Consider the following 22242-nt stretch of genomic DNA (forward strand, 5'->3'; position numbering starts at 1 on the left):
CGTATAATGAGCTTCCTCCCTAACATAGTATTTGCGATACTTCTCTGTATAGGAGGAGGCTTTTTCATTTATAATATACGCAAACTCATACGCAACATACGTTTAGGTCGCCCTGAGGTAGTAACCGACCACAAACGCAAACGCCTAAAGAATATGCTGCGTATAGCCTTTGGGCAACAAAAGATGTTAGTGCGCCCCATAGTAGCCGTACTACACCTTATAGTATATGCAGGCTTCTTGATTATCAACATAGAGCTTTTAGAAATCATCATTGACGGACTTACAGGCTCTCACCGCATATTTGCTAGCTTAGGAGTTTGGTACTACTTCTTAATCACTGCTTTTGAGGGGTTAGCTCTTTTAGTTATTATAGCTGTTATCACTTTCTGGATACGGCGTAATATACTAAAAGTACCTCGTTTTCAGAAAACTGAACTAAAAGGGTGGGCTAAAAAAGATGCTAACAATATTCTCTATGCCGAAATGGTGATGATGAGTCTGTTTCTGCTAATGAACGCTGCCGATACCCAACTACAAGCCCTACACGCCCCTCACTACGTTTCTACTGGGGCTTTCGGCATCAGTCAATATATAGTACCCTTATTGCAACACACCTCTGTACCTACTCTTATAGCGATAGAGCGTAGCTGTTGGTGGTTGCATATCATCGGGGTTTTGTGCTTCTTAAACTACTTATACTACTCTAAACATCTGCACATATTATTAGCATTTCCTAATACCTACTACGCCTCTATTCAACCTTTAGGAGCACTAAAAGTAAATCCTACGGTGACACGTGAGGTAAAACTAATGTTAGACCCTACTGCTGACCCTTTTGCTGCTCAAGACACTTCCCCTCCTGAAAAATTTGGGGCTTCAGATGTAGCCGACCTTACGTGGGTACAGCTAATGAGTGCTTACACTTGCACTGAATGCGGACGTTGCACCGATGAGTGTCCGGCAAACCTTACTGGCAAGAAGCTCTCACCACGTGCCATTATGATGAAAACCCGCGATCGCTTAGAAGAAGTTGGTAAGAACATCGATAAGCACGGCAAGTTTGAAGATGATGGCAAACAGCTATTAGGCGATTACATCACGGCGGAAGAGTTATGGGCTTGTACCACTTGCAACGCTTGTGCCGAAGCCTGCCCTGTGAGCATTAGTCCGGTGAGTATTATTATGGAGCTGCGCCAATACTCAGTAATGGAGCAATCAGCGGCTCCTACCGAGCTAAATGCTATGATGACCAATATAGAGAATAACGGAGCACCGTGGGCTTATAGCCAAGCCGACCGTGCCCAAATAGTAAATATATGACCTTCTTACGCTACTGCTTACTGTTTAGCCTACTGTGTCCCCTCCTAACCTTGCGCGCACAGATTATATTTACCGAGAGTCTCGCTACGGTAATTGATACCACCCGCTCTTGGCAAGGCTCTGTTGCGCCTGAACTCAACTTCAAAACTGAAAAAGAGAACTTCTTCAGTTTTAAAAACAATGCCAATGTTAGTTGGCTACTTCAGAAGAAAAAAGCTATTACCCTTATCAATCAGTTAGAGATTACTGCTTTTGGCAATACTGTAAACGTCAGCAATGGTTTTCTACATATGGAATATCGCTATTTAGTAAAACCACGCTTAGAGGTTTATCCGTTTGCCGAATTGGTATGGTCGCCTACACGGGGGTTGCTGTTGCGGGTAGCCTCGGGTATGCAGTCGAGGTATAGACTTATACAATCAGAGCATTTTATCCTAACTAGCGGTCTCGGTTTTTTTTACGAATACGAAAAATGGAATATGGACGGTGTTCCTAAGTATACAGGCGAGAATATCACTCTGCACCAGCGTACCCTCAAAACCCGCTTAGCTATAGGCTTCAAAATACTCTTCAGCGAGAAGTGGCAGCTTACCACCAGCGGTTATATGCATTCGCGCTTAGATAGCAATATCGCAAATCCACGTTTTGCCTACGATTTACAACTAAAGCATCATATCACTAAAAATTTTGGTATATGGCTTTCTTACCAGCTCATTCAGCATACCAAACCTATTGTGCCCATAAAGAAGATGTACTTGGTTACTACTGGGGGCGTATTTATTTCGTGGTAGTGCTAATGATTTATGATACAGATAAAAAAATAGGCTGTCCTTGTTATTAGGACAGCCTATTTTTCTATTATGATTACAAAAATCTTACAACACACCAGCTAACGCTTTGTTTACTTCGCGTACAGCGGCAGTACTTTCAGCAAATTTCGCTTTTTCAGCATCGTTGAGTTTTACTTCTACAATTTTCTCAACACCATCTCTACCTACAATTACAGGCACACCTACGCATACGTCTTTTTCGCCGTATTCGCCTTCGAGCAATACTGAGCAAGGGAAAAGTTTCTTTTGGTCACAAGCAATAGCTTGTACTAAAGCTGAAACAGCTGCTCCTGGTGCATACCAAGCTGAAGTACCCAATAATTTAGTAAGGGTAGCTCCTCCTACTTTAGTATCTTCGGCTACTTGGTTGAGGCGGTCAGCTGAAAGGAATTCGGTAACAGGCACTCCGCGGTAGCTTGCCAAACGAGTAAGTGGTAGCATACCACTATCGCTATGTGCAGCGATTACCATACCATCTACGTCTGAAATAGGACTATTTAGCGCTTCAGCCAAACGGTATTTGAAGCGAGCACTGTCGAGCGCGCCTCCCATACCAATGATGTGGTTTTTAGGCAAGTTGGTAGCTTTGTGTACCAAATAAGCCATAGTGTCCATAGGGTTGCTCACTACAATTACAATCACGTTTGGTGAGTATTTCACCAACTGTTCTACTACTGATTTAACGATGTTAGCATTGGTACCGATAAGCTCTTCGCGTGTCATACCAGGCTTGCGAGGAATACCAGAGGTAATCACTGCTACATCACTACCAGCAGTTTTAGCATAATCATTAGTTACCCCTACGATACGAGTATCAAACCCGTTGAGAGAGGCAGTTTGCATCAAATCCATAGCTTTACCTTCAGCAAAACCTTCTTTGATGTCAATTAATACTACTTCAGAAGCAAAGTCCTTAATAGCGATGTACTCTGCACAGCTGGCACCTACTGCACCAGCTCCTACTACTGTAACTTTCATATATACTGTTATTTAGGTCGGGAAATGCTCTTCCCGAAGGTTATTTTCGAGCTACAAATGTAGGAACTTTTACCAAATCTTGCAAATTATATTTAAAATATTTTTAACATTTTTTTGTACTGGCGATGGTTATTTAATTTTTTACTAGTAATTTTGCTTTCTGAAAAATCAAAAAAAACAATCAAAATGAAGAAAAAAGACACTTATTTTGTAGTAGGTATTTCTACCGAAGTAGGAAAAACCATCGTTTCGGCTATCCTTACCGAAGCTCTTGAAGCTGACTATTGGAAGCCCATACAGTCAGGCGATTTGGAGAATTCTGACACCGACAAAGTACGCCGACTTATCTCTAACACACGCACTGTTTTCCACCCCAATAGTTACGCTCTTCATACTCCTGCCAGTCCGCACCTTTCAGCTGAATTAGATGGCATACGCATAGAATTATCTAAGATAGTGCGCCCTGAGACTGATAACCACTTGGTTATAGAGGCTGCTGGCGGACTTTTCGTGCCACTAAACGAAGACGACACGATGCTCGACCTACTCCGCCCTACCGATAAAATCGTACTGGTATCGCGCCATTACTTAGGCAGTATCAACCATACGTTACTCACTTACGAAGCCCTAAAGCACAGAGGTTTAGATGTGTATGGCATTGTATTCAGCGGCACACCTAACCCTTCAACTGAGTCGTTTATTTTGCATAAAACCCAACTACCAGTGCTACTGCATATAGATGAAGAACCTTATTTTGACAAAAATGTCATCGCAGAATACGCGGGGAAATTTGGCAATTAGCTAATTTGCCGATTTGTCAATTTGTCAATTTGTCAATTTGTCAATTACCTTTTGCTTATTGTTCGCTTATTGTTCGCTCATCGTTCGTTTATCGTTCGTTCATCGTTCGGTGTAAGTATATATAAAAAGTATGGGAGGACTGGGAGGGCTGGGAGGATTGGGAAGGCTGGGAAGAATGAGCAGACTTTTGTGTGTTTGACCTGATTGGCAAAATCAACAAATTGACAAATTGGCAAATTATTATTACCTTTGCACTTTTAAAATAAAGACAATACCGATGCTTACTTTACAAGACACTTTAAAACAGCATATCACTCAGGTCGTACAGCAGTTGTACAGCGTTGATTTAGAAACCGTTGAACTACAGCAAACTCGCAAAGATTTCACCGGTGATATTACCCTTGTGATATTCCCCTTATTGCGCCACATCAAAGGAAACCCTGTGCAAATTGGCGAACAAATAGGTGACTATCTGAAAAAACACGCTGGCAATTTAGTTAGCGATTTCAACGTTATTAAAGGTTTTTTGAACCTTGTGATAGCCGATAGTTATTACATCGATTTCTTAGACCAAATCAGAGAAAATAAGCACTTTGGTTTGGCTGCCCCTAACAGCAAAGAGGCGATTTTGGTAGAATATTCATCGCCTAACACTAACAAACCGCTGCACTTAGGGCATATACGCAACAACCTTTTGGGGTATTCGGTAGCTGAAATACTAAAAGCTGCTGGACATAAGGTGTATAAAACCCAAATCATCAACGATAGAGGGATACACATCTGCAAATCAATGATTGCGTGGCAACGTTTTGGCAACGGCGAAACCCCTGAAAGTATTGGTTTAAAAGGCGATAAGCTAGTAGGCAACTACTACGTGGCTTTTGACAAGGCTTATAAGGAGGAAATTCAGCAACTGATAGCCGAAGGAAAAAGCAAAGAGGAAGCCGAAAAGCAAGCCCCTATATTTGTAGCCGCTCAGGAGATGTTGCGCCAATGGGAAGCCGGCGACCCTGAAGTGATATCGCTTTGGAAAAAGATGAACGGCTGGGTGTACGATGGTTTTGCGGTGACTTATAAGAATTTAGGGGTAGATTTCGACTCGTATTACTACGAAAGCAACACCTATTTATTAGGGAAGGACATTGTAGAGAGAGGATTAGCACAGGGTGTTTTCTTCAAAAAAGAAGACGGCTCGGTATGGTGCGACCTTACCGCTGATGGATTAGACGAGAAGTTGGTACTGCGTGCTGACGGCACTTCGGTATACATCACCCAAGATATGGGGACTGCTACGCAGCGCGTGAAAGACTACCCCGATGTAAAGGGAATGGTATATACGGTGGGTAATGAGCAGGATTATCACTTCAAAGTGCTTTTCTTGATACTCAAGAAGTTAGGATACGATTGGGCTTCGCACTTATACCACCTCAGCTATGGTATGGTAGACCTACCAAGCGGCAAGATGAAGAGTCGCGAAGGTACTGTAGTAGATGCTGACGACCTTATAGCCGAAATGGAGCAAACCGCTAAGGAGATTTCGCAAGAACTCGGCAAGCTCGACGGTTATACCGAAGCGCAAAAAGAAGCCTTATACCACACTATCGGCTTAGGGGCACTGAAGTATTATATACTAAAGGTAGACCCCAAGAAGCGCATCCTCTTCGACCCTAAAGAGTCTATCGACTTCCAAGGGAATACAGGTCCTTTTGTACAATACACTTACGCGCGTATACAGTCGATTTTGCGGAAATACGCCGAAATGGGAGTCGCAGACAGCACAGCTATGCCTGATACTCTGCACGAAAAAGAGAAAGCACTGCTAAAAAGTATTACCCTTTTCCCTGCTATTGTGCAAGAAGCAGCCGAAGAATACAGTCCTGCTGTGATAGCTAATTACGTATACGACTTGGTAAAAGACTTCAATTCTTTCTACCAAAACGTATCCATCTTAGGGGAAAAAGAGCCTGTGAAGTTGCACTTCAGAGTAGTTTTATGCGAGAAAATAGGCGAAATTATAGCCGCTTCGTTTAAAATGTTAGGAATACAAGTGCCTGAAAGAATGTAAGTTAGCTTTTTGAAGCAAAAAAAGTTGTAAAAAAAGTAAGAAAAAATTTGCAGGTATTGAAATTTGTTGTACCTTTGCACCGCAAATGAGAAACAAATCAGCTGCAAACTTACTGAAAAACACAAGCGAAAATAGCTCAGTTGGTAGAGCGCAACCTTGCCAAGGTTGAGGTCGCGGGTTCGAACCCCGTTTTTCGCTCTTTTTTTGTTACTTACATATAACGATGATGCTCGGATGGTGGAATCGGTAGACACGCTGGACTTAAAATCCAGTGGGCAGCAATGCCTGTGCGGGTTCAAGTCCCGCTCCGAGTACGACTTAAAACAATCATTACTTTCTAACGAGAGTAATGATTTTTTGCTTTTACGTAACCTTTAAAAATATTTTGACTATGGACTTATCTTTCAAAATTGGTAATACAATAAAGGCTGAGTCTGAGCTTGAAAGTGCAGGTAAACTAAAAATGTAAGTTCCAGTAGTAAGTGCAATTTTTCAGGTATAAATTTGCAGGTATTAAATTTTGTTGTACCTTTGCAGCATAATAAGCGAAAATAGCTCAGTTGGTAGAGCGCAACCTTCCCAAGGTTGAGGTCGCGGGTTCGAGACCCGTTTTTCGCTCTTTTTTAATGTGCAATTATTAATTGTTAAATGAACACCTTTAAGAATATGAGTCAGTTAGCACTCTTTAGTGCTTTGATAGGCAGTACTCGAAAGAGATACGCAGGGCAACAATATTCTTTATTATTATAGTAGCTATATTTTTCTTTTGAAAGATGTAGCTATTTTTTTATGCAAAATAATAAAATGAGAGATAATACCCCCTTAACCTCCTCACGGCTTACACTTCGCCAGTGGCAACTTTCTGATAGCGCTAATTTATATGAATTAGCAAAAAATCCTAATGTAGCTCTTATAACTGGATGGAACCCTCACCAAAACGAAGAAGAAAGCCGATATGTTATTGAACATATTCTTTGCAAGCCTCATACATTTGCTATTTGTTTGACTGACAATACAATTATAGGTAGCATAGGGCTGCACTTTCAGGGAAATAGCAACTGCCCTTTGAAAGAAAATGAAGCTGAACTAGGCTATTGGTTAGGCGAGCCATTTTGGGGAAAGGGATATGCTACTGAAGCCTCTAAAGTTATTATTAAATACGGCTTTGAACAGTTGGGGTTACAGCGATTGATGGCAATTGTTTATGAGGAAAACAAGGCATCTAAACACGTACTCGAAAAGTGCGATTTTGCCTTTCAACATTCTTTAGAGAAGCAAATATCACCTTTAACTGGGCTCATACACACTCATTTATTTTATGTTTTAGAGAAGAATTAAATAAAAAACACAGCAATATCTATATAAAATGCCTAAAAGAAACGACCTACATTGTGTTCTGCTCATAGGATCAGGACCTATTATCATCGGACAAGCCTGCGAGTTTGACTACTCAGGCTCGCAATCGTTGCGCTCATTGCGCGAAGATGGTATCAAAACCATACTTATTAACTCTAACCCTGCTACCATTATGACCGACCCGTCTATGGCGGATGTGGTCTATCTGAAACCTCTCACCACTAAATCATTAGTGGAAATTCTAAAAGCTCACCCCGAAATAGATGCTGTTCTCCCTACAATGGGCGGACAAACAGCGCTTAACCTCTGTATTGAGGCTGATGAGAAAGGTATCTGGAAAGACTTTGGAGTAGAAATCATCGGGGTAGATATTGATGCCATACAAATCACTGAAGACCGCGAAAAATTCCGCGTGTTGCTTGATGAAATCGGTATCCCTATGGCACCGTCTGAAACGGCTACTTCTTTCCTTAAAGGAAAAGAAATCGCGCAACGCTTTGGTTTTCCACTCGTAATACGTCCGTCTTTTACTTTGGGCGGTACAGGAGCTTCTATCGTCTATAAAAAAGAGGATTTTGATATGCTCCTCAATCGCGGTTTGGAAGCCTCGCCTATCCACGAGGTGCTTATCGATAAGGCACTTTTAGGCTGGAAGGAGTACGAACTTGAGCTTTTGCGCGACAAAAACGACAATGTGGCCATTATCTGTACCATTGAAAATATGGACCCTATGGGTATCCACACTGGGGATTCTATTACCGTAGCCCCTGCGATGACTCTATCTGACCGCACTTTCCAACGTATGCGCAATATGGCGATCAAGATGATGCGCAGTATAGGCGATTTTGCAGGTGGTTGCAACGTGCAGTTTGCGGTATCGCCTGATGAAAAGGAAGATATTATCGCTATTGAAATTAACCCTCGTGTATCGCGCTCTTCGGCTTTGGCTTCTAAGGCTACAGGTTATCCTATTGCTAAGATTGCTACCAAATTGGCTATTGGCTATCATTTAGACGAGTTGCAAAACCAAATCACTAAATCCACTTCCGCTTTCTTTGAGCCTACGTTAGATTATGTGATTGTGAAAATACCACGTTGGAACTTTGACAAGTTCGAAGGCTCTGACCGCACTATTGGCTTGCAAATGAAGTCGGTAGGTGAGGTAATGGGTATAGGGCGTTCTTTCCAAGAGGCATTACAAAAAGCTACCCAATCGCTTGAAATCAAACGCAATGGTTTGGGTGCTGACGGCAAAGGCTATAAGAACTACGAACAGATTATTGAGAAACTAACCTACCCGAGCTGGGATAGGGTATTCGTGATATACGATGCGGTACAGATGGGTATTCCGCTTAGCCGCATACACGAAATCACTAAGATAGATATGTGGTTCCTCAAACAATATGAAGAACTATGTGCGCTCGAAAAAGAAATATCACGTTACAAAATAGACACCTTACCTAAAGAACTCCTCTTTGAAGCCAAACAAAAAGGGTTTGCCGACCGACAAATTGCCTATATGCTTGGTTGCTGGGAGAGTGAGGTACATAAGAAGCGTGAGGAGCTAAACATACGTCGCGTATTCAAATTGGTAGACACTTGTGCTGCTGAGTTTAAGGCGCAAACTCCTTACTATTATTCTACTTTCGAGGCTCCTATCCGCACCGCTGACGGCAAGGAATACGTGGCTAACGACAGCGTAGTAACTGACCGCAAAAAGGTGGTAGTACTCGGTTCAGGTCCTAACCGTATAGGACAGGGGATTGAATTCGACTACTGCTGTGTGCACGGGGTATTAGCTGCCGAAGAGTGTGGTTATGAAACCATAATGATCAACTGTAACCCTGAGACCGTTTCTACCGACTTTGACACGGCTAACAAACTCTATTTTGAGCCTGTGTTCTGGGAGTACATCTATGATATTATTCAGCACGAAAAGCCAGAGGGGGTCATTGTACAGCTCGGCGGACAAACAGCACTTAAATTGGCTGAAAAGTTAGATAAATATGGGATTAAAATTATAGGCACTAGCTTCCAGTCGCTTGACTTGGCAGAAGATAGAGGTAGTTTTTCAACGCTACTGAAAGAGAATAATATTCCTTATCCGCGTTTTGGTGTAGCTGAAACCGCTGATGAGGCGCTCAAACTCGCCGATGAACTTGACTTCCCGCTACTCGTGCGCCCTTCGTATGTATTGGGAGGGCAAGGAATGAAGATTGTCATCAACAAAGAAGAGTTGGAAGCCCACGTGGTAGACCTCTTGCGCAAGATACCTAATAACAAACTGCTACTCGACCATTATCTCGATGGTGCTATAGAAGCGGAAGCTGATGCAATATGCGACGGGGAGAATGTGTATATCATTGGTATTATGGAGCATATAGAGCCTTGCGGTATTCACTCAGGCGACAGTAACGCTACCTTGCCACCGTTCAACTTGGGTGAGTTCGTATTGCAACAAATAAAAGACCATACGCATAAAATAGCCTTGGCACTCAATACGGTAGGGCTTATCAATGTGCAGTTTGCCGTAAAAGACGATGTAGTGTATATCATTGAGGCAAACCCACGTGCTTCGCGTACTGTGCCATTTATCTCTAAAGCTTACCAAGAGCCGTACGTAAACTACGCTACCAAAGTAATGCTGGGCGAGAAGAAACTCACTGATTTCCATTTCAATCCGCACTTAGAGGGCTTTGCTATTAAGCAACCTGTGTTCTCATTCAACAAATTCCCAAATGTAGATAAGAAGCTAGGGCCTGAAATGAAATCTACCGGCGAAAGCATTTTGTTTATAGATAGCCTTAAAGATGATGCTTTCTACGATATTTATACAAGGAGGAAGATGTATCTTTCAAAATAAAGAACTAAAAGGGCAAGCATAGGCTTGCTCTTTTGGTTTTTAGTTGTATATTTGCAGAGTAAAAAATAATTAATTACTTTTATGAATATAACTTTATCATTCAAAAAAGGATCACAATCTGATATTTTATTAGATTTAAAAACTCTTGTTATTGTAGGGGCTAATGGTTCTGGAAAGACAAGATTCGGTTCAAAAATAGAAGAAAGCTACAAAGGTATTACCCATAGAATATCTGCTCAAAAATCTCTAATAATGCCTGATTTTGTAAGTCCAAAATCAAGAGAAGTGGCTAAGAATGAATTTTTATATGGTTATAATTATGATGATATAGAATATCTAAAGGAATATGGAAAGAAAAGAAATAGATGGGGAGATAAACCTAATACTCATCTATTAAATGATTATGAAAAGTTACTTGTTTTGCTTCACACAGAAGAATATGAACAGTCTTTACATTACAAAGAATATGGAGGAGATAAACCTTTTACTAAGTTAGATAAAATACAAGAAATATGGGAAAAAGTATTACCTCATAGAAAGCTAAAAAAAGAGGCTGGCGTTATAAAAACTTATCCTTCGGACAATTCAGATAGTATTTATAATTCTTCAGAAATGAGTGATGGAGAGCGAGTTATTTTTTATCTAATAGGAGAAGTATTGTGTGTGCCTGAAAACTCTATAATTATACTAGATGAACCAGAAATGCACTTACATAAATCTCTTGTTAATAAATTGTTTAACCTAATAGAGAATGCTAGAGAGGATTGTTGTTTTATATATCTTACTCACGATATTGACTTTGCAATAACAAGGCAAAATGCAAAGAAAATTTGGATGAAATCTTATGAAGGTAATGATACTTGGGATTATGAAATTTTAGAAAATAATGAGGCTATTCCAGAGTCATTATACTTAGAAGTTTTAGGCAGTAGAAAACCTATTTTATTTATAGAAGGAGAAAATAAAAGTTTTGATTATAAACTCTATCAATACATTTTCCCTGACTATACTATTAAGTCATTGGGAAGTTGTACTAAGGTTATTGAAATAGTAAAATCCTTTAATGAACAAAGTTCTTTTCATAATATAAAAGCGTATGGATTAATTGATAGAGATAGGAGAAATGAAGAGGAAATAGAAAAATTAAATTCTAAAGATATTTGGGTTTTAGATGTAGCAGAAGTTGAAAATCTTTTTCTCGAGGAGAATGTCATAAAAGAGATTGCAAATTATATGGGTAAAAATAGTGATAATGTTCTTAGAGAAGTAGGAGAAAATATATATTCATTTTTTGAAAAGGAAATAGAGAACCAAATAAGACTAAAGTTTAAGGAAGTAATACAAAAAAGATTCTATGAATTAACACAAAAAATCACTAATGATGAAGATATTATTAAACAATTAGATAGTAATTATAACACAATAGATAAAGAAAAAATATATGATGAGATTAAAGATGAATTTAGTAATTATGTTTCTTCAAAAGATTACAAATCTATTTTAAGAGTGTTTAATAATAAAGGTTTGATAGCTAATTCTAACTTATGCAAGCTAACAGGTTTAGATAGGAAAGAAGCATATATAGATCTTGTTTTATCTCTTTTAAAAAAGGATGATGGGATTAGTAATACAATAAGAAAAGCTATTATAAGCCAAATACAAAGGAAATAGATACAAAAAATTATTTTCTAAAACTTTTTTATGTATTAGAAAATATAAAATCATCAAGCCTATGCTCCGTTTATTCTTCCTCCTTTTCCCTTGTCTTGCACTGGCACAATATCCTAAAGCAATGGATTTTAGCAAACTCTATCAGGGGAAATTAGACAGTGTCGCAGTTGTACTTCGTACAGGCTGGACAAAAGAAACTTCGTGGCCTGAAGCTCCTGAAGAAGAACGTATTACTGAGATAAGAAAACACCTTCCGCTATCAGAGGGAAACCATTTGCTAAGGATATTAAGGAATAAAAGAGGGTATAAAGAAGAATATCCTTTGCTAAATGATGTAGTGAGTAGTTTCCTATTCTATGCAAACGGAAACGAAGTGCTTACTATACATTTTTCAACGGAGACCAAGCAACTAACAATGTATAAGGGTGATGAACTTATTTTTGCAGGAATGAGCAAAGGAAAACTTACTAAAAAGCTCATTCGCTATCTGTATCCTAAACTTTCTGCTAAAGAACTGTATATGAATTTCTTTATCCTATGGGAGGAAATTTAGAAACAATAAACCGCCACTTATTATATAAGCCGTCTTCCCCTCACAAAATAAGGTATTGCGGAACAACGAAAGGGGAATGACTCCATTTAATTCATTATTATTGGGAAGAAAGACAAGACAGAGTTTCTGCTCACTCTAAACAAAGTTTGCAAAACCGAGGATACCGCCTTTCGCTATTTTTGAAAGGCTTAATCGAGTTCTCCCTCTGTTTAGAGGTCTTCTCTTTCTTATTTTATTAACTTGTTAATCGTATTTATATGTTTTACAAAGAATTAGAGGTAGCTCCTAACTCAGTAGGACTCCTATTCAAAAAGAATGTTTTTCAGCAAGAACTCAGTGCGGGTATTTATAAATTTAGTCCGTGGGAGAAAGTGCATATCATATCACTATCGCAAAAATTAAGAAGTATAAGGGTGGTAAATCAGGAGGTATTGACTGCCGATAATATTGCATTGCGTTTTTCTTTTTACTTAGCTTACAAACTCGATAACGCTAAGTTATTTGTAGATAACTTTGGGGTAGAAGCCGATAATTTTGCTGTAGCTGAACAGCAAATAGTAGCCGCTGCACAGGTGCTACTACGTCAGAAAATCGCCACTTTCACTAGCGAAAAACTAAACGAATGCCGAGAAGACATTACTGACTTTAAAGAGGAAGATTTTTGTAACGAAGTAGCTACTTTGGGGCTTAAAATAATAAAAGCACAGCTGATAGATATTACTTTCCCTAAAAGTGTACAAGACCTCTTCTCAAGAGTATTAGAAAGCAAAATACGTGCTACTTCTGAACTTGAAAATGCGCGTACTGCAGTAGCTACTGCCAGAGCCCTTAAGAACGCTTCAGAACTAATGAAAGGCGATGAGAATATTAAGTTTTTCCAATATTTAGAGACTATCACCAAGATAGCTGATAAGGGCAAACATACCTTTGTAATAGGCGAAGTACCTACTGCTAAAATATAAAAAGTTAATGTTAGGATTTCGTATTTTCAAAAAAAAGTAGTACTTTCGCCCATTCTTTTATAGCTAACAATATGAAAAAAGCCTTACAATACTGTTCGTTTGTTCTTTTTGCTACGCTACTCATCATCGCTTGTACGCCTAATGCCAATACTTATTACAACCGCCAGCTACAGCCAATTGTTACTAAATACAATGTGTTGTACAATGGCGAAGAAGCCTACGCTAAAGGACTAAACGAGTTGCGAAATAAGTATCAGGACAATTTTAGCGAGATACTACCGGTAGAGCCTATCGGTATGAGCGGCAAAGTGCAAGTAGGAGGAATGGAAAATCCTAACTTCGAGCGTGCTGAAGAAAAAGCTATCAAAACTATTCAGCGCCACTCTATGGTCTTCAATGGGATACAACGCAACTACAAAATTGATGATGCCTATATGTTATTAGGGCAAGCACGCTATTATAACGAACGCTTCTTCCCTGCTTTAGAGGCTTTTAACCACTTACTTACTAACTACGGATTTAGCGAGCGCATACCAGAGGCTGCGGTATGGGCTCAGAAAACTAATTTGCGATTGGGAAGAGACAAAGTGGCTATTGATAAGTTAACAGAACTACTCAATGAAACTCCTAAAATGCGCCGTAACGACAAGGCTGAGGCTTATGCTACCTTAGGGCAAGCATATATCAACCAAGAGCAATATCCTGCTGCTGCAGATGCGCTCTACCTCGCTGGTAAATACACACGCAACAAAGCATTGCGCGGGCGGTATTACTTCATAGCTGCCCAATTATATGAAAAACAACACCAAAAAGATTCAGCTGCAGTAGCCTTTGAAAAGGTAGTAAAACAGAACTGGAAAATACCGCGCAAGCTATGGATAGAAGCGCAAGCTGGAAAGGCGCGTAATAAGACCTTTACTCCTGAAGAAAAAGCAGCGTTTTTAGCTTATTTGCGAAAACTTGAGAACCGCTACGAGCACAAAGACTTCCTTGATGTGCTGTATTACACTCACGCAGACTTGGTAAAAGACCCTAATAAACGATTAGCAACTGACTACTACCGCCAGTCCCTATTGCACAACAAAGACAACAATCCGTTGAAAGCTAAAGCTCACACTCGGCTTTCGGAATTGTACTTCGACCAAAAAGATTATATTGGGGCTTACCAACACTTAGACAGCACCCTTACTTACATTCCTGAAAACACCTTTGAGCATCTATATGTGCGCCGCAAAAAGGACAATTTGGCTAAAATTGCTGAATTAGAATTTGTAGTAAAGAAGAACGACAGCGTGCTAAAGGTAATAAAACTACCCGAAGCAGAGCGCCGTGTTTTCTATCAAAAACACATCGACTCGCTACAACAGCTTGCCGCCCTTAGAAGTCAGAAGACTAAGAATGTCAAAAATGCTAATTTAGGTTTAGGCTTTACAATGCCTACAGCCGACGAACAAAAGGGTGGTAAATTCTACTTCTATAACCCTCTGACTGTAGCATATGGGAAACAGCAATTCGAGCAGTATTGGGGCGACCGCAAGTTAGAAGATAACTGGCGATGGTCAGCTATAAACAATAGCACGATACCTAACCTCAGCGCTACAACCACTACTCAACAGGTAGCAGAAAAAGAGATAGATACTCCTGATAATTACCTCAGCAAACTGCCTAAAACTGAAGCTGAAATCAGTAAGCTAACGGCAGACCGCAATGAAGCGCTATATCAATTAGGGGTATTATACCGTGCCAAGTTTAGTGAAAATGAATTGGCTATACAGCGTTTAGAGCGATTGCTTTCTCTACAACCTACTGCCGACTTAGAGGTAGCTGCCCTATACGAACTACAGAAAAACTACACCGATGTACATAACCCTAAAGCGGAAAGTATTAAGGAGAAACTTCTGACAAACTACAGTGGCACCGACTATGCTAAACTATTGCAAGGAGGTGAAACTACTAAGCAAGAACAAAACAAATTGGCTCAGCAGTTTTTAGACTCGCTTACAGCTGAATACAATCGGAATGAAATAGTAGCCGTAGCCGAGCGCTTACAAAATGAAGCTATCAACTATCGCGAAACAGCCCTTGCACCTAAAATAGCCTTGCTACAAGCCAAAACCACTGCTCGTTTAGAGGGAATCGCTGCTTATCAGCAACAGTTGCAACAGCTCGTAACTAACTATCCAGCGACTGCTGAAAGCGAAGAGGCTAAAAACTTATTAGAGGAACTGAAAGACATAGAGAAAGAAACTTTTGTAACTGATGATAAGGCAACCAGCTGGAAGGTCATTATCACAGGCACCACTTCTGAAACACGTGCTCAACTGAAAGACACTCTTACCGAGAAACTACAAGCTATCTCTGCATCGCTTAGTCTTTCTGCCGACCTGTACAACGCACAAGAAACGTGGTGGGTAATTCACCACTTGCGCGATGCTTATACCGCTCATAGCCTTATTGAGGAACTGAAAGATTTCTTAGCAGCTCATAAGCTCTCAGCAAAGGCAGTACCTACCGAAAACTACCGTTTAATACAAATACGAAAAGAGAAACTACCTGATTAGTATCACTATACAAAAAAGGGGAACAACGCTGTGTTGTTCCCTTTTCTTTTTAGCTCAGCATTTGCTGGGCTTTTTTAATTCCTTCTATAAAAGTATCTATCTCTTCAAACGTGTTATACACCGCAAAGCTGGCGCGTACGGTACCCGGTATCTGGTAGTAATCCATTATGGGTTGAGCGCAATGATGCCCCGTGCGTACGGCTATGCCCAACTTGTCTAAAATAGTACCCACATCATAAGGGTGCACCCCTTTCAGATTAAATGAAATAACCGCTGTACGCTTGCTCAAATCTTCATTGCCATAGAGCACTATCCCCTCAATCGTTTTTAGTTTTTCGATAGCATACACTAACAACTCGTGTTCGTAGGCAGCTATTTCTGTTATACCCAACGAATGCATATAATCAATAGCTGCCCCAAAAGCAATTCCACCGCAAATATTAGGCGTACCAGCTTCAAACTTATAAGGCAAATCAGCATAGGTACTCTTCTCAAAACACACTTCTTTTATCATTTCACCTCCCCCCTGATAAGGCGGCAGTTGCAACAATAATTCTTCTTTGCCATAGAGAGCCCCTACCCCCGTAGGCCCGTACATCTTATGCGCTGATACGGCATAAAAATCTACATCTAAGGCTTGCACATCGGGCTGTAAGTGAGGGGCTGCCTGAGCGCCATCTACTAAGACCACTGCCCCTACCCTATGTGCCTTCTCGATAATAGCCTCTATAGGGTGGATGTTGCCCAAAGCGTTCGATACGTGTTGCACACTCACTATTTTAGTACGCTCACTAAGCAGTTGTTCGTATGCCTGTAGGTCTAATACCCCTCGTTCGTCCATAGGTATTACCTTTAGCGATGCCCCACTGCGCTGACAAGCTAATTGCCAAGGTACTATATTGCTATGGTGCTCAGAAGCCGACACTATTACCTCATCGCCGGCTTTCATCAGTGCTCCATAGCCGCTGGCTACCAAGTTGATACTGTGAGTAGTACCAGCTGTAAAAAGAATTTCAGACGACTTGCGAGCATTGAAATGTTTTTGTACTTTGATACGAGCCTGCTCATATAGGTCGGTCGCCTCCTGACTAAGGGTATGCACCCCCCTATGAATATTAGCATTCTCATAAGAATAATACGCTATTATCGACTCAATAACCTGCATAGGTGTTTGAGAAGTAGCCCCATTGTCAAAATAAATAAGAGGTTTATGATTGATAATGCGCCGCAATATCGGAAAGTCAGCGCGTATTTCGTTGATAGATTTCATTTTTTACTTAGTATTTATTGGCAAAGGTAGAAAAATAATAGCAATTAACAAAACAAACAAAAAAACAACTTTGCCAAAGTTTTACCTTTTAGCAAAGTTGTTTATAGTTGTTTTATAGTTTGTAACTATTCTGTAAACTCTATTACATCAGCAGAAACAACCACTTTATAGTTAGCCCCCAACAAAAAGCTAAAATAGTGTATTTCTACCGTCTCATTAATGACTGCTTTTGATGAGCCTACTAAATTAGCATTTTGTAACATCTTAGCACGAGCCTCTCCTACAAGTCCTGCTTTAGTACCACCGAAACCTAACACATACAAATTAGAAGCTTCACCTTTCACGTGTTCAACTACATTAAAGTTTTTCTTAGAAAGTACCACTTGGGTAGTGTGGTTGTTTAGGTTATGAGTAAGTTCATTAGTAGAACCACAGCTCGCTAACAATAGTGCCAATGCACCAAATAAAAACAGCTTTTTCATTGCTTATAAAAATTAAATTAGTTACTTATAAATATATGTCTTTATGTTATGGTTTTTCTGTTTCTTCTAAATAGGATTTAAATGTTTTTTAAAACTTGCGGCAAATATACCACTTATTTCTTAATTGCAAAAAAATATTTTTCTCCCGCTCTTTCCTTTTACTTTAGATATACATACACTATAGGATCAGCGAAGGATCAGCGAAGGATTAGCGAAGGATTAGCGAAGTTTCAGCAAAGTACAAACGGTTAATAACCATAAAAAAACAGAAAAAATAATCAAAAAAAGTTCGTATTTCAAAGAAAAGTACTATCTTTGTACTATGATTCAGAAGACAATACAAATATTAAACAAAAGGGCTAAGTTTGAATACGAAATTCTCGACAAATATCAGGCGGGTATAGTGCTGGTAGGTACTGAAATTAAATCGATTAGGCTTGGGAAAGCATCTATAGCCGAGAGTTTCTGCGAGTTTAACGAGCGAGGGGAATTGTTTGTTATCAATATGACGATTGAGGCATACGATTTTGGCACCTATTACAACCATCGCCCTAAAAGCGAACGCAAACTGCTGTTGCAAAAGAAAGAATTGCGCAAACTGAACAAAGAGGTAAAAAACAGCGGACTTACCATTGTGCCTTTGCGACTTTTTATCAATGATAAAGGGCTCGCTAAGGTAGATATTGCTTTAGTTCGCGGTAAAAAGCTATACGACAAGCGCGAAACTATCAAAGACCGCGACAATAAACGGAACTTAGATCGACTAAAAAGATTTTAAATAGTAAGCAACCTAACCACTAACGACTAATCACTAACGACTAACGACTAAAAAAATGTATATTGATTTTAAAGAACTTCCAGAAGATGCCCGTGTGTGGGTATACCAATGCAATCGCAGTTTTACTGAAGAAGAACAACAGCAACTGCACGCTCAATTAGAAGAGTATCTAAACCAATGGACTGTACACGGAAAAGACTTATTGGCTTCGTTCGAGTTGCGCTATAATCGCTTTATCATTATTGGGGCAAACTATGGGGCGCACGCTATTTCGGGCTGCTCTTTAGATGCTTTGGTGCGCTTTATACAAGAGCTTGAAGAGCAGTATCAGGTTATGCTGCTCGACCGTATGAATGTGAGCTATCGACAAGGAGAACATATCGCTTATAAGAACTTAATCGACTTTAAGAAGATGGTCAAGGATAAAGCGGTATCGGCAGAGACAATAGTATTTAACAACCTTGTCAATACTAAATTAGAATACGAAGAAAATTGGGAAGTGCCTTTGGCTGAAAGCTGGCACAATCGTTTTCTTTAAGAAATAAAAAAATTAGCAAATTACGCCATTGGTAATTTGCTAATTTTCAAATTTACTAATTTTTTAGATTTCTATTTCAATTTGTCCTCTTACTAAATCGTCAAAGGTTTCAGCTCTGCGGATAAGATGAGCTTCTCCCTTATACCAAAGCACTTCGGCAGGGCGTAGGCGCGAATTATAATTGCTCGACATAGTGTAGCAATAAGCCCCTGCATTATGGAAGCAGAGTATATCGCCCTCTGTAATTTCGGCTATCTGTCGGTTAGAAGCAAAAGTATCGGTCTCACACACATAGCCCACTACCGAATAAAAACGCTTGCGCCCTTCGGGATTAGAGATATTCTCTATAAAGTGAGTAGCCCCGTAAAACATAGGTCGTATAAGGTGATTGAAGCCCGAATCGACTCCTGCAAAAACTGTTGAGGTAGTCTGCTTTACTACATTTACTTTCACTAAAAAATAACCTGCTTGGCTTACCAAGAATTTACCAGGTTCAAAAGCCAAAGTTAGGTCGCGCCCATACTCTTGGCAGAAAGCTAAAAAGCGTGCGCTCAAGCGTTCGCCTAATTCTTCTATATTCGTCTGTATATCTCCCTCTTTATAAGGCACTTTGAAACCACTACCAAAGTCAATAAACTGCAAATTTTTGAAGTTTTTAGCCATCTCGAACAATATTTCGGCAGCGTATAAAAAGACATCAATATCAAGGATATCACTACCAGTGTGAATGTGTATGCCGTTGATATGCATTTTCGTGTTTTCAACAATACGCAGAATATGAGGTATTTGGTGGATACTAATACCAAACTTGCTGTCTATATGTCCCACTGAAATATTGCTATTGCCGCCTGCCATCACGTGTGGATTAATACGGATACACACAGGCACTTCGGGGTGCTTACTACCAAACTGCTCTAAGACCGAAAGGTTGTCGATATTGAGTTGTACCCCTAAGCGCATAGCCTCTTCTATCTCGTCTATAGAAACCCCATTAGGAGTAAAAATAATCTGTTGTGGGGCAAAGCCTGCGCGCAAGCCTAATTGTACTTCCTGAATGGAAACCGTATCGAGTCCTGCTCCTAATTTTTTCATCAGTTTTAACACTGAAATATTAGAAAGCGCCTTCATAGCGTAATTGATACGCAAATGAGGCACGCTGCTAAAAGCAGCTGTAAGTCGCTGATATTGAGAGCTTATTTTATCAGCATCATACACATACACAGGACTTCCGTAGGTATGTGCTATTGATAGTAAATCTTCTATTTTCATCTTATAAATGTGTTACTTAATGAGTTACAGAACTGCAAAGGTAAGATTTTTGCAAAAATAGTACTACAGAAAATAAAAAAATAGTATATTTGCCACAAATTTAGGACGCAATGAAATTAATTATAACATTTTTGTCTGCGCTATTGAGCTTTGTGGTATGGGGGCAGCAATCGGATTTTGTACGTTTGAAAGACCTCTCTGCTGACTTTGTGTACGAGTTAAAATACGCTACGCCCGACAACTTTCTAAAGCAGGCGGTATACGATTGTGGCGAGTGCTACTTGCGCAAAAGTACAGCTGAAGCCTTAGTGAAGGCTAATGAGGCTTTTAAACAGCTAGGATACCGCATTAAGCTGTTTGATTGCTACCGACCGCTCAGCGTTCAAAAGAAAATGTGGAAGATACTGCCCGGCACTCATTATGTAGCCAATCCCGCTAAAGGGTCTAAGCACAACAGAGGAGCGGCGGTAGACCTTACACTAGTAGATGCACAAGGCAAAGAGCTAAATATGGGGACGCCTTTTGATTTCTTTGGAAAAGAAGCGCATCATACCTATACTCAGCACTCTAAAGAAGTACTTGAGAACCGCAAACTGCTAAAAGAAACACTCGATAAGTTCAATTTTAAGTCGATTTACTCAGAATGGTGGCATTATGAGTACCGTCCCGAGATGCAATCGAAAGTAGAAAACTTTGAATGGCAGTGCAATTAGCCGGTTTATCAATTAAAAATACTATTCTATTATGAAGATACAGCATTATATAGTAAGTTTAGGTTTGTTTTTGGGACTTTTCTGTGCTGAAAAGGCTCAGTCGCAAGCACAAACATTAAAGCCTATCATTAGCGAAAAACGCCTAAGCAGTGATACCTCCACCGCAGGTATGGACGGCCCTCATATATATTATACCGGAAGAGGCCCCGAAAAAGTCATTAAATACATCACTGAAAGCGGTAGAGAGAATATGAAAATCACCTCTAAATGGTATTATTCAGGGGTAAAACGAGGTAAAAAACTAAAAACACAAGTAGGACACAAGCATTTTTTCAGCTTCAGATTGAAAAAGGAACTCACCAAGGAACCTGCAGTGTACGAAATGCCTGAAAAGCTAATTGCTATCTCCGATATAGAAGGAGAGTTTGAGGCTTTTCGCTCTTTTCTTATCGCTAATGGGGTGATGAATGAAAAGTATAAATGGACATTCGGCAAGGGGCATTTGGTAACCGTAGGCGACTTTTTTGACCGCGGACTAATGGTAACCCAAACCCTTTGGCTCATCTATCACTTAGAAAACCAAGCAGAAAAAGCAGGAGGCAAGGTGCACTTTATTCTTGGCAATCACGACCTGATGAATATGAATAACGATTTTCGCTATGTACGCAAAAAGTATTTCACCAATGCCGAACTGATGAATATCCCTTATATAGACCTTTATAAGCCCAAGACCGAATTGGGTCAATGGTTAGAAACTAAAAACATAGTAGAGAAGATAGGCGACTATGTATTTGTGCATGCAGGTATTTCTAAAGAAGTAGCTGACCTCAACCTATCAGTACAAGAGTTGAACGACAAGGCGCGCCGATATTACTTCAGAAACAAAGAAGCTCAACAGCAAACAGACAAGATATACAGCACTATCTATAAATTTGGGGTAAGCCCAACGTGGTACAGAGGTTGGGGCAAACAAACCATCGCCCTTGAAGAGGCTGATGAAATAATGAAAAAGTGGAATGTAGGCAAATTCGTTATCGGTCACACTCTTCATAGCGAGGTGACCTACCTACTAAACAAACGAGTTATCGACCTCGATGTATCCCACGCTAAAGGAGTGGTACAAGGTTTGCTAATAGAGAATGGCAATGAGTATAAAGTAGATAACAAAGGCAACAAAACAACAATAGTAGAAAACGCTTCTATCCCCGAAGATGATGATTAATAACTAAAAA

General features: G+C 39.9%; 18 protein-coding genes and 3 tRNA genes. 17 read left to right on the forward strand and 4 right to left on the reverse strand.

Annotated features, from left to right (window positions below):
• Window positions 1–6 precede the first annotated feature (6 nt).
• Both FOC45_RS07985 and FOC45_RS07990 read left to right on the forward strand, forming a co-directional pair.
• Window positions 7–1320 carry a (Fe-S)-binding protein gene (locus tag FOC45_RS07985; protein ID WP_009391217.1) on the forward strand — a complete coding sequence of 438 codons (1314 nt, stop codon included), beginning with the start codon at window positions 7–9 and terminating at the stop codon, window positions 1318–1320.
• Entirely contained in the window at window positions 1317–2111 is a 795-nt protein-coding gene (locus tag FOC45_RS07990; RefSeq protein ID WP_009391216.1) for a DUF481 domain-containing protein, read from the forward strand. Before FOC45_RS07985 ends, FOC45_RS07990 begins: the two co-directional genes overlap by 4 nt.
• 84 nt (window positions 2112–2195) lie before the next feature.
• On the opposite strand, the gene FOC45_RS07995 is transcribed toward FOC45_RS07990, so the two are convergent.
• Window positions 2196–3128, reverse strand: a complete 933-nt coding sequence (locus FOC45_RS07995) for a malate dehydrogenase (protein ID WP_009391215.1) — start codon at window positions 3126–3128, stop codon at window positions 2196–2198.
• A 186-nt stretch (window positions 3129–3314) separates the two neighbouring features.
• On the opposite strand from FOC45_RS07995, the gene bioD reads away from it, so the two are divergent.
• The 11 genes from bioD (at window position 3315) to FOC45_RS08050 (ending at window position 15960) form a co-directional block, all read left to right on the forward strand.
• Entirely contained in the window at window positions 3315–3929 is a 615-nt protein-coding gene (gene bioD / locus FOC45_RS08000) for a dethiobiotin synthase (RefSeq protein ID WP_009391214.1), read from the forward strand.
• Between the two features lie 277 nt (window positions 3930–4206).
• Window positions 4207–5994 carry an arginine--tRNA ligase gene (gene argS / locus FOC45_RS08005; RefSeq protein ID WP_009391212.1) on the forward strand — a complete coding sequence of 596 codons (1788 nt, stop codon included), beginning with the start codon at window positions 4207–4209 and terminating at the stop codon, window positions 5992–5994.
• A 125-nt stretch (window positions 5995–6119) separates the two neighbouring features.
• Window positions 6120–6192: transfer RNA gene (locus FOC45_RS08010), tRNA-Gly, on the forward strand.
• 30 nt (window positions 6193–6222) lie between these two features.
• Window positions 6223–6308, forward strand: a tRNA-Leu gene (locus FOC45_RS08015).
• A gap of 231 nt (window positions 6309–6539) precedes the next feature.
• Window positions 6540–6612 (forward strand) — tRNA-Gly (locus FOC45_RS08020).
• Window positions 6613–6783: 171 nt separating this feature from the next.
• Window positions 6784–7332 (forward strand): GNAT family N-acetyltransferase, encoded by a 549-nt coding sequence (locus tag FOC45_RS08025; protein WP_009391208.1) that lies wholly within the window; start codon window positions 6784–6786, stop codon window positions 7330–7332.
• A gap of 28 nt (window positions 7333–7360) precedes the next feature.
• Complete coding sequence (carB, locus tag FOC45_RS08030; RefSeq protein WP_009391207.1) at window positions 7361–10213, forward strand: carbamoyl-phosphate synthase large subunit; 2853 nt, start codon at window positions 7361–7363, stop codon at window positions 10211–10213.
• A gap of 81 nt (window positions 10214–10294) precedes the next feature.
• Window positions 10295–11884: a DUF4435 domain-containing protein gene (locus FOC45_RS08035; protein ID WP_009391206.1), complete on the forward strand. Its 1590-nt coding sequence runs from the start codon at window positions 10295–10297 to the stop codon at window positions 11882–11884.
• Window positions 11885–11945: 61 nt separating this feature from the next.
• Window positions 11946–12437, forward strand: coding sequence for a hypothetical protein (locus FOC45_RS08040; RefSeq protein WP_009391204.1), 492 nt, complete (start codon window positions 11946–11948; stop codon window positions 12435–12437).
• A gap of 257 nt (window positions 12438–12694) precedes the next feature.
• Window positions 12695–13399, forward strand: coding sequence for a slipin family protein (locus FOC45_RS08045; RefSeq protein ID WP_009391203.1), 705 nt, complete (start codon window positions 12695–12697; stop codon window positions 13397–13399).
• 71 nt (window positions 13400–13470) lie between these two features.
• Complete coding sequence (locus tag FOC45_RS08050; protein WP_009391202.1) at window positions 13471–15960, forward strand: hypothetical protein; 2490 nt, start codon at window positions 13471–13473, stop codon at window positions 15958–15960.
• A 49-nt stretch (window positions 15961–16009) separates the two neighbouring features.
• On the opposite strand, the gene FOC45_RS08055 is transcribed toward FOC45_RS08050, so the two are convergent.
• Together FOC45_RS08055 and FOC45_RS08060 are read right to left on the reverse strand one after the other, a co-directional pair.
• Window positions 16010–17230 carry an aminotransferase class V-fold PLP-dependent enzyme gene (locus FOC45_RS08055; RefSeq protein ID WP_009391201.1) on the reverse strand — a complete coding sequence of 407 codons (1221 nt, stop codon included), beginning with the start codon at window positions 17228–17230 and terminating at the stop codon, window positions 16010–16012.
• Between the two features lie 125 nt (window positions 17231–17355).
• Window positions 17356–17712: a DUF6567 family protein gene (locus FOC45_RS08060; RefSeq protein WP_009391197.1), complete on the reverse strand. Its 357-nt coding sequence runs from the start codon at window positions 17710–17712 to the stop codon at window positions 17356–17358.
• A gap of 322 nt (window positions 17713–18034) precedes the next feature.
• Between FOC45_RS08060 and smpB the strand changes: the two genes are divergently transcribed.
• Together smpB and FOC45_RS08070 are read left to right on the forward strand one after the other, a co-directional pair.
• The gene (smpB, locus tag FOC45_RS08065; RefSeq protein WP_009391195.1) at window positions 18035–18490 is read left to right on the forward strand and encodes an SsrA-binding protein SmpB; all 456 of its coding nucleotides are present in this window, start codon (window positions 18035–18037) and stop codon (window positions 18488–18490) included.
• A gap of 55 nt (window positions 18491–18545) precedes the next feature.
• Window positions 18546–19028 carry a hypothetical protein gene (locus FOC45_RS08070; RefSeq protein WP_009391192.1) on the forward strand — a complete coding sequence of 161 codons (483 nt, stop codon included), beginning with the start codon at window positions 18546–18548 and terminating at the stop codon, window positions 19026–19028.
• 63 nt (window positions 19029–19091) lie between these two features.
• On the opposite strand, the gene lysA is transcribed toward FOC45_RS08070, so the two are convergent.
• A complete protein-coding gene (lysA, locus tag FOC45_RS08075; RefSeq protein ID WP_009391190.1) occupies window positions 19092–20297 on the reverse strand; it encodes a diaminopimelate decarboxylase in 1206 nt (401 codons plus the stop codon).
• Between the two features lie 110 nt (window positions 20298–20407).
• On the opposite strand from lysA, the gene FOC45_RS08080 reads away from it, so the two are divergent.
• The gene (locus FOC45_RS08080; protein ID WP_009391189.1) at window positions 20408–21010 is read left to right on the forward strand and encodes a M15 family metallopeptidase; all 603 of its coding nucleotides are present in this window, start codon (window positions 20408–20410) and stop codon (window positions 21008–21010) included.
• A 31-nt stretch (window positions 21011–21041) separates the two neighbouring features.
• Entirely contained in the window at window positions 21042–22232 is a 1191-nt protein-coding gene (locus FOC45_RS08085; protein WP_009391187.1) for a metallophosphoesterase, read from the forward strand.
• The last annotated feature ends 10 nt before the right edge of the window (window positions 22233–22242 follow it).

It is taken from the genome of Capnocytophaga sp. FDAARGOS_737 (assembly GCF_009730375.1).
In the GTDB taxonomy this organism is placed as follows: Bacteria; Bacteroidota; Bacteroidia; order Flavobacteriales; family Flavobacteriaceae; genus Capnocytophaga; species Capnocytophaga leadbetteri.

Coding starts and splice junctions, on each gene's coding strand:
- FOC45_RS08060 (WP_009391197.1), bottom strand. CDS start 17,712: ATGAAAAAGCTGTTTTTATTTGGTGCATTGGCACTATTGTTAGCGAGC.
- FOC45_RS08085 (WP_009391187.1), top strand. CDS start 21,042: ATGAAGATACAGCATTATATAGTAAGTTTAGGTTTGTTTTTGGGACTT.
- smpB (WP_009391195.1), top strand. CDS start 18,035: ATGATTCAGAAGACAATACAAATATTAAACAAAAGGGCTAAGTTTGAA.
- FOC45_RS08040 (WP_009391204.1), top strand. CDS start 11,946: ATGCTCCGTTTATTCTTCCTCCTTTTCCCTTGTCTTGCACTGGCACAA.
- bioD (WP_009391214.1), top strand. CDS start 3,315: ATGAAGAAAAAAGACACTTATTTTGTAGTAGGTATTTCTACCGAAGTA.
- FOC45_RS08035 (WP_009391206.1), top strand. CDS start 10,295: ATGAATATAACTTTATCATTCAAAAAAGGATCACAATCTGATATTTTA.
- FOC45_RS07995 (WP_009391215.1), bottom strand. CDS start 3,128: ATGAAAGTTACAGTAGTAGGAGCTGGTGCAGTAGGTGCCAGCTGTGCA.
- FOC45_RS08050 (WP_009391202.1), top strand. CDS start 13,471: ATGAAAAAAGCCTTACAATACTGTTCGTTTGTTCTTTTTGCTACGCTA.
- FOC45_RS07985 (WP_009391217.1), top strand. CDS start 7: ATGAGCTTCCTCCCTAACATAGTATTTGCGATACTTCTCTGTATAGGA.
- FOC45_RS07990 (WP_009391216.1), top strand. CDS start 1,317: ATGACCTTCTTACGCTACTGCTTACTGTTTAGCCTACTGTGTCCCCTC.
- FOC45_RS08045 (WP_009391203.1), top strand. CDS start 12,695: ATGTTTTACAAAGAATTAGAGGTAGCTCCTAACTCAGTAGGACTCCTA.
- argS (WP_009391212.1), top strand. CDS start 4,207: ATGCTTACTTTACAAGACACTTTAAAACAGCATATCACTCAGGTCGTA.
- FOC45_RS08025 (WP_009391208.1), top strand. CDS start 6,784: ATGCAAAATAATAAAATGAGAGATAATACCCCCTTAACCTCCTCACGG.
- FOC45_RS08070 (WP_009391192.1), top strand. CDS start 18,546: ATGTATATTGATTTTAAAGAACTTCCAGAAGATGCCCGTGTGTGGGTA.
- lysA (WP_009391190.1), bottom strand. CDS start 20,297: ATGAAAATAGAAGATTTACTATCAATAGCACATACCTACGGAAGTCCT.
- FOC45_RS08080 (WP_009391189.1), top strand. CDS start 20,408: ATGAAATTAATTATAACATTTTTGTCTGCGCTATTGAGCTTTGTGGTA.
- FOC45_RS08055 (WP_009391201.1), bottom strand. CDS start 17,230: ATGAAATCTATCAACGAAATACGCGCTGACTTTCCGATATTGCGGCGC.
- carB (WP_009391207.1), top strand. CDS start 7,361: ATGCCTAAAAGAAACGACCTACATTGTGTTCTGCTCATAGGATCAGGA.